General features: G+C 51.2%; 7 protein-coding genes. 4 read left to right on the forward strand and 3 right to left on the reverse strand.

Going from position 1 to position 6,619, the window contains the following annotated elements:
• Positions 1-51: 51 nt before the first annotated feature.
• Positions 52-942: a pirin family protein gene (locus HRH59_RS18395; RefSeq protein ID WP_173502738.1), complete on the reverse strand. Its 891-nt coding sequence runs from the start codon at positions 940-942 to the stop codon at positions 52-54.
• Positions 943-1,149: 207 nt separating this feature from the next.
• On the opposite strand from HRH59_RS18395, the gene HRH59_RS18400 reads away from it, so the two are divergent.
• The gene (locus tag HRH59_RS18400) at positions 1,150-1,686 is read left to right on the forward strand and encodes an outer membrane beta-barrel protein (protein ID WP_173502739.1); all 537 of its coding nucleotides are present in this window, start codon (positions 1,150-1,152) and stop codon (positions 1,684-1,686) included.
• A 14-nt stretch (positions 1,687-1,700) separates the two neighbouring features.
• On the opposite strand, the gene HRH59_RS18405 is transcribed toward HRH59_RS18400, so the two are convergent.
• The gene (locus HRH59_RS18405) at positions 1,701-2,165 is read right to left on the reverse strand and encodes a methylated-DNA--[protein]-cysteine S-methyltransferase (RefSeq protein WP_173502740.1); all 465 of its coding nucleotides are present in this window, start codon (positions 2,163-2,165) and stop codon (positions 1,701-1,703) included.
• 1 nt (position 2,166) lies between these two features.
• The gene (locus HRH59_RS18410) at positions 2,167-3,579 is read right to left on the reverse strand and encodes a DNA-3-methyladenine glycosylase 2 family protein (protein WP_218573558.1); all 1,413 of its coding nucleotides are present in this window, start codon (positions 3,577-3,579) and stop codon (positions 2,167-2,169) included.
• Positions 3,580-3,721: 142 nt separating this feature from the next.
• Between HRH59_RS18410 and HRH59_RS18415 the strand changes: the two genes are divergently transcribed.
• From HRH59_RS18415 to HRH59_RS18425, 3 genes are all read left to right on the forward strand, one after another.
• Positions 3,722-4,066: a HopJ type III effector protein gene (locus tag HRH59_RS18415; protein ID WP_173502741.1), complete on the forward strand. Its 345-nt coding sequence runs from the start codon at positions 3,722-3,724 to the stop codon at positions 4,064-4,066.
• Between the two features lie 122 nt (positions 4,067-4,188).
• Positions 4,189-5,427, forward strand: a complete 1,239-nt coding sequence (locus HRH59_RS18420) for a DUF819 family protein (protein WP_173502742.1) — start codon at positions 4,189-4,191, stop codon at positions 5,425-5,427.
• 24 nt (positions 5,428-5,451) lie between these two features.
• On the forward strand, positions 5,452-6,534 hold the full coding sequence (locus tag HRH59_RS18425) for an AI-2E family transporter (protein WP_173502743.1): 1,083 nt from the start codon (positions 5,452-5,454) through the stop codon (positions 6,532-6,534).
• Positions 6,535-6,619: the final 85 nt, after the last annotated feature.

Genomic DNA, 6,619 nt, shown 5'->3' on the forward strand with positions numbered 1-6,619 from the left:
GTTAGTATAAAACGCTACAGCCGGAAAATCCCGTTTTTCATTACTATGGTATCAAGGTGCCAGATGAATGCTGCCGGCAGCGCCATCAGCAGTGAGTTTACCCTGTTGGTAATCACTGATAGCTTGCTCTATCTCTGCGGTGCTGTTCATTACAAAAGGACCGTATTGCACTACCGGCTCACCGATGGGGGCGGCAGCCAGCAGCAGTACTTTGCTATCCTGATCAGCCACCAATGTCAGAGTGTTGCCTTGTGTCAGTACACCGGCACTGTGCTGTGCTACTTTGCGCAGCTCCTTATCATCCTGCACGCTGATATCATTGCTGTAGGGATAAACAAAGGCGTTGTGTGTTACCGGTAACTGCAGCGTTATCCGGCTGCCGGCACGCAGATGCAAGTCGTAGTATTGTGGATCTGTGGTTAAACCCTGAATAGGGCCGCCTTGTTCAAGGTTGCCGGTTTGCAACAGGCCGGCAATAACTTTGGCACTGTTTTCGTCCGGTAGGGTAACCTGCGGAATTTGCTCAGGGCGGATATCAACATAAGCAGCCGGTTGCATTTTCTCTGCTGCGGGTAAATTCAGCCATAGCTGAAAGCCCTGCATCAGGCCTTGTTCCTGTTGCGGCATTTCGGAATGGATAATGCCGCGCCCGGCGGTCATCCACTGCACGCCGCCGCTTTTCAGGTGCCCTTGGTTACCCAGGTGATCTTCATGCAGCATATGACCTTCCAGCATGTAGGTTACCGTTTCAAAACCGCGGTGCGGGTGCGGCGGAAAGCCTTTAATATAGTCACCGGCTTTATCCGAACCGAAAAAGTCCAGCATTAAAAAAGGGTCTAAGCGCGTGTGGGGGTTCTGGCCAAGGCTGCGTTTTATGCTGACGCCGGCGCCATCTGAGGTTTGTACTGCCGGGATAAGTCGTTGTAAAGTGCGTGCTGTCATCAGCTGCTCCAATTCGTGTTTTAGCTATTAAACTCCGTTTTAAATGAAAAGAACATGGCATTATTCGCAAGCAAGCATGCGATAAAATAGAAAGCTTTCTGCTGTTAGCAGTTCAGTTAGCGTTAAGACGCAGACGTTAAGCTGGCCGTGTTTAAGCATAGTCAGTTGAAATAACAACTACCGAAAAGACGCAACGGAGACATAATAATGAAAAAATCACTGGTTTTAGCCGCAGTAGTCGCGGCAGCATTTGCAAGTGGTGCTCAGGCCAATATCAACTGGGATTATGTCGGTGCCGGTTATACCGATGCCGGTGGTGACGGCCCTTACATCGAAGGTTCTTACCGTCTGGACGGCAACTGGGTTGTAGACGCCACTTTCTCCCGTTTATCTAACGGTCCTTTTGACGTTAACTTTGTGCAGGCCGGGGTAAATTACCTGACCGGTTTCCGGTTAGATTTTTCACCGACTACACAAACCTATATTTTAGCCGGTATTGAAAACGCCTCGGGCGATGCTGACGACAGCGGCGGTTATGGCGGTGTAGGTTTACGCCACCCGTTAACGCCACAGGTAGAATTGTACTCTGAAGCGACGTATCACTCTATTGGTGATGACCACGGCAGTTTAGCCGGTGGCATTGCATTTTACCTGAGCCCGGATTGGGCTATCCGCAGCAATATCGCGCTGAACAGTGGCGACACTAAAAACGAGTTTCGCTTTGGGGTGTCTTACCAGTTCTGATGGCTTTCGCCGGTTCAACACAGCAGCGCCTGAGGGCGCTGTTCGTGTTTCAGCAACCAGGCTTTTTTATCCAGCCCGCCGGCGTAACCGGTTAAGGTACCGTTGGCGCCGATGACGCGGTGACAGGGCACTACTATTGCTACAGGGTTACGGCCATTTGCTGCGCCCACGGCACGAACAGCTTTAATGTTGCTGATAGCGCGGGCAATGTCGCCATAGCTGCAGGTGGTACCAAAAGGTACGTTGCAAAGCTCACGCCATACCTGGTGCTGAAAAGTAGTGCCTTGTGCCGCCAATGGCAGGTCGAACTGCGTTAATGTGCCGGCGAAATAGGCCAGTAGCTGTGTTGCTGCGCGTTCGGTCAGTGCCGACGGCACTGCCAGCCGGGGCGTTGTTACAAAGCTGATGGCGCTGATGCCGTGGTCGGTGGCGCTGATTTGCACCGGCCCCAACGGGCTGTCGATAAACTGGCTGAACATATTAATCTCCTAAACTAAACCACAGCTGGAAGGTAGCGTAACTGCGCCACGGCGACAGTGCCGCGGTATCGGCGACGCCGCCGGCTTTTAACAAAGCTTTTTGTACGCCGAGATCGCCGGCTAACCAGATATCGCTGTCAGACATACCGCGCAGTTTGGCATAGTTCACCGTCCAGGGGCCAATGCCTTTCAGTGCCAGCCATTGCTGCGGCTCTGCCTGTGGCTGCGCAATAACAAACTGTGCCAGCGCTTTTAACGTATCGCGTCTGGCATTTGGCACCTTGATCATAAGTAAGTCACTGTCCAGCACTGCCTGTGGCGTGGGAAACAACTTTTTATCTGCATCCAGTGGTTCGCCCAGCGCCTGCACCAGGCGGTTTAACTGGGTTCTGGCGCCGGCGACATTGACTTGCTGGCCTAAAACGGCCCGCACGCCGGCTTCCCAACTGTCCCAGAGTCCCGGAATACGCAGGCCACTGATAATACCGCCGGCAAACAGCGGACTGGCGGCCAGTTGTTGTTCAATCAGCAGCATATTGGCGTCTAAATCCAGCAGGCGCCGTATATGCTGCACCAGGTTAAACAAGCCTTGTTTACCTTGCCAATGTAAGCGCAGTTTTAAACTGGTTTTGGTTAAAGGGGCCACATCAAACCAACCGGGTTGGCCGCGGTAATTAAAGGTGCGGCCATAGTGCTGCGGGCCCGTCCAGTCAATACCATCAAGGGTGCGCGCCTGCCAGAATTGCAGCATTTTTTGCCACGCCAGCGGCGGGCGGTAGCTAAGCTCCAGTTCCAGTGCATCAACAGCGGTATTGCTGCGCCGCCGTATAGCGGTAGGGTTAAGTTGCAGTTGTTGTTTAAATGCATCGTTAAAGCGGCGCACACTATTAAAGCCGGCCTGAAATGCAATGCTGCTAACCGGTAGGGCGGTTTCGTGCAGCAGCTTTTTGGCAAACAATACTTGTTGAGTTAATGCGTACTGTTTTGGTGCTAACCCAAGTTGCTGCTGAAACAGTTTGCGCAAGTAACGCTCGCTGATCCCAAGCCGTTCAGCCAGCGCGGCCTGGCTATGTTGTTGTAATCCGCCTTCATCAATCAGCCGTAATGCCCTTTGCAAAGTGGTTTGGCTGCCTTGCCAGGCGGCCGAGCCCGGTGCACTGTCCGGCCGGCAACGCAGGCAAGGGCGGTACCCTGCGGCAACAGCGGCGGCAGCGCTGAAATAGTAACTGACCTGATGCTCTGCCGGCGCCCTGGCAGGGCAAACCGGCCGGCAGTATATACCGGTGCTTTTAACGGCGGTAAAAAACAGGCCGTCAAAGCGCGCATCCCTTGCCAGTCGGGCTTGTTGGCAGACAATATCGGTAAGCATGGCGGTTTCGTTATTAACAAGATATAGCGCCAGTATATCAATCACAGCGCTAAAAACCGGCCGGATCCGGTACCCGATAGTAAATTTATCCTCAGCTGGCGGCGGGTGTCTTGCTAAGCGCGGCGGCAACGCCTAGTATCAACACTTAACATAATGCCAGCGAGGCGACTGCAGAACAGGAGTTCATATGTTAGAACATTTTTTTATTCAGCTCAGTACCGAGCCGCATACCATCAGCTTTGAACAAAGCATCAGCATGATTGACAGCTTATATCAATTTACCCCGGTGGCTTTTAAAAACGGCGATTTATATAACAACGCGGGTGAAAACACCGGCTCGTGTAAAATTCTGGCCTTTGGCTTGTTGCATCAGCTTTCGGCACCGCAAACCCTGCATTTATTCGGTGATTATTATCGCGCGGTGCTGGATAACCCCAGAGGTAGCGATCATCAGAATATCCGTAATTTTATCCGTAACGGCTGGGACGGTGTAACCTTTGAACAACCTGCTTTGGGGGAGAAAAACCGCTGAACTGTTGTGGAACAGCGCAGCAGCTATGCCGCCTGTCCCGCTCCGCTTTGCTCTGAAGTGGCCCTGTGCTATTTTGACGCCTGCTTATTTGAATAATAATAATCTTAGTTCAGGGTCCCTCTATGCAAGAGTCCAGTGTGCTTATCACCAACGACGCGGTGGTACTTGGTTTAATGGCGGTTATTTTGGGCGCGGTATTCTACACCAGCCACAGTGACAAGCCGTTTTTTAAGAAGTTTTACACCTACGTACCGGCGTTATTGCTGTGTTATTTCATCCCGTCTTTATTCAACACCTTTGGTATTATCGATGGTGAAGGTTCCGCCTTGTATAAAATGGCGTCACGCTATTTATTGCCGGCCAGTTTAGTGTTGTTAACCCTGAGTGTAGATTTTAAAGCCATTCTGGGCTTGGGCCCCAAAGCGTTGATTATGTTTTTAACCGGTACCGCCGGTATTGTTATTGGCGGACCCATAGCGCTTGTCAGCATGGGCTATTTCTTTCCGGAGCAGTTAGGTGGCGATGTCTGGCGCGGTATGACGACCATTGCCGGCAGCTGGATTGGCGGCGGCGCTAATCAGGCGGCGATGAAAGAAGTATTCAATGTCGATGGCAGTATTTTCTCGGTGATGATTACTGTGGATGTGCTGGTGGCCAACGTTTGGATGGCGGTATTACTTTTTATCGCCAGTCGCGCTGAGTATTTCGACCGTAAGAACGGCGCTGATACCAGTGGTATTGTCAATTTACGCCGCAAAATAGAGCAATATGAAGCCGAGAATGCGCGTATTCCCAAGCTGAACGATCTGATGTTAATTATCGCTGTTGCCTTTGGCGTTACCGGTTTGTCGCATGCGCTGGCCGATGTGATTGCGCCGTGGATTGAGCAGGCTGCACCACAACTGGCGATGTATAGCTTAACCAGCACCTTCTTTTGGTTAGTGGTTATTGCCACAACCATCGGTTTGTTTATGTCGACCACTAAGGTGCGCAAATTAGAAGCGGTTGGTGCTTCTAAAGTCGGCTCGGCATTTTTATATATTTTGGTAGCCACCATCGGTATGCATATGGATATCACCGCTATTCTGGATTATCCGCTGATGTTTTTAGTCGGTATTGTCTGGATGCTGGTGCATGCCGGCTTGCTATTATTGGTAGCTAAGCTGATTAAAGCGCCGATGTTTTACATGGCGGTAGGCAGTCAGGCAAACGTAGGTGGCGCTGCATCAGCACCGGTAGTGGCGGCCGCGTTTCATCCGTCGCTGGCGCCGGTGGGGGTGTTACTGGCGGTGCTGGGCTATGGTTTGGGTACCTACGGCGCTTATATTTGCGGTTTAATTTTGCAGCAGGTTGCACCTTAATTGCGGGCGAAAAAGGAATTTTCTATGTCAAAGTTTAATGTTGAGATGCGCCATTGGATCTTGATTATTGCGCTGTTGCTGGCGTTATATGCCAGTTATTTGCTGGTGGCGCCTTATGTTGGTGCCATAGTGCTGGCATTTGTACTGTCATTGCTGTGCTTTCCGGTGCACCAATATATTGAGCGGAAAATTCCCGGCCGGCCAAATTTGGTTGCCAGTATTTCCTGCTCGTTATTGGTAGTGGTTATTCTGGTGCCGGCCACGCTGGTATTTATGGCCATAGTGCAACAAGGCGTGTCTTTTACCAAACAAAGTTATACCTGGTTAAGTGAGGGCGGGGCAGCACAATTGTTACAGCAACCCTTGCTGCAAAGTGCCCTGGATAAAATTAACCGCGTATTGCCTGCTGAGCAAATCACCGGTGAGAGCATAGTGCAGTACCTGACCGATTTTGCCTCCGGCTTTGGCAAGGAATTACTGAACCTGAGCACCAAAGTGGTAGGTGATGTAACCGGGTTGGTATTCAGCTTTGTGTTGATGTTGTTTATTTTATTTTTCCTGCTGCGTGATCATGACAAGGTGGTCAATACACTGCATTGGGTGTTACCGCTGTCGCGCTCGCAGGAAGAGGCTTTGCTTAACGAAGCTAAAATGGTTGCCCGCTCAGCGGTGATGGGCTCGTTTTTAACCGCTATTGCGCAGGGCTTTGCCGGTGGTATAGCCATGGCCATAGTGGGTTTACCCGGCTTTTTCTGGGGTACCATGATGGCCTTCGCCTCTTTTATCCCGGCAGTTGGCACGGCGTTAATTTGGGTGCCGGCCAGTTTGTATTTGTTGCTTACCGGCGACTGGCCCTGGGCGCTGTTTTTGGCGGTGTGGGGGGTGGTAGTGGTGGGCTCTATTGATAATGTGCTCAGGCCAATACTGATGCATGGCAGTTCAGGTATGAACACCTTGCTGATCTTCCTGTCACTGATTGGCGGTATTCAATTGTTTGGTTTAATTGGCGTAATATACGGGCCAATCATTTTTGCCCTGACATTGGTGCTGTTAAAGCTGTACACCATAGAGTTTAAAGACTTTTTGGAAAAGCAGGATAAAAGCTAGCGTTTAGTTGTCTGCAAAGAACCGTCTTACCCACACCAACACGCCGTTAATACGTCCCTGTAGGCTCGATTCCGGCATCCATGCC

Origin of the sequence: Rheinheimera lutimaris, assembly GCF_013283795.1 — a bacterium.
Taxonomy (GTDB): Bacteria; Pseudomonadota; Gammaproteobacteria; order Enterobacterales; family Alteromonadaceae; genus Alishewanella; species Alishewanella lutimaris.

Bases quoted from the DNA above. Each gene is read 5' to 3' on its own strand.
- HRH59_RS18395 (WP_173502738.1), bottom strand. From the start codon at position 942: ATGACAGCACGCACTTTACAACGACTTATCCCGGCAGTACAAACCTCA.
- HRH59_RS18400 (WP_173502739.1), top strand. From the start codon at position 1,150: ATGAAAAAATCACTGGTTTTAGCCGCAGTAGTCGCGGCAGCATTTGCA.
- HRH59_RS18405 (WP_173502740.1), bottom strand. From the start codon at position 2,165: ATGTTCAGCCAGTTTATCGACAGCCCGTTGGGGCCGGTGCAAATCAGC.
- HRH59_RS18415 (WP_173502741.1), top strand. From the start codon at position 3,722: ATGTTAGAACATTTTTTTATTCAGCTCAGTACCGAGCCGCATACCATC.
- HRH59_RS18420 (WP_173502742.1), top strand. From the start codon at position 4,189: ATGCAAGAGTCCAGTGTGCTTATCACCAACGACGCGGTGGTACTTGGT.
- HRH59_RS18425 (WP_173502743.1), top strand. From the start codon at position 5,452: ATGTCAAAGTTTAATGTTGAGATGCGCCATTGGATCTTGATTATTGCG.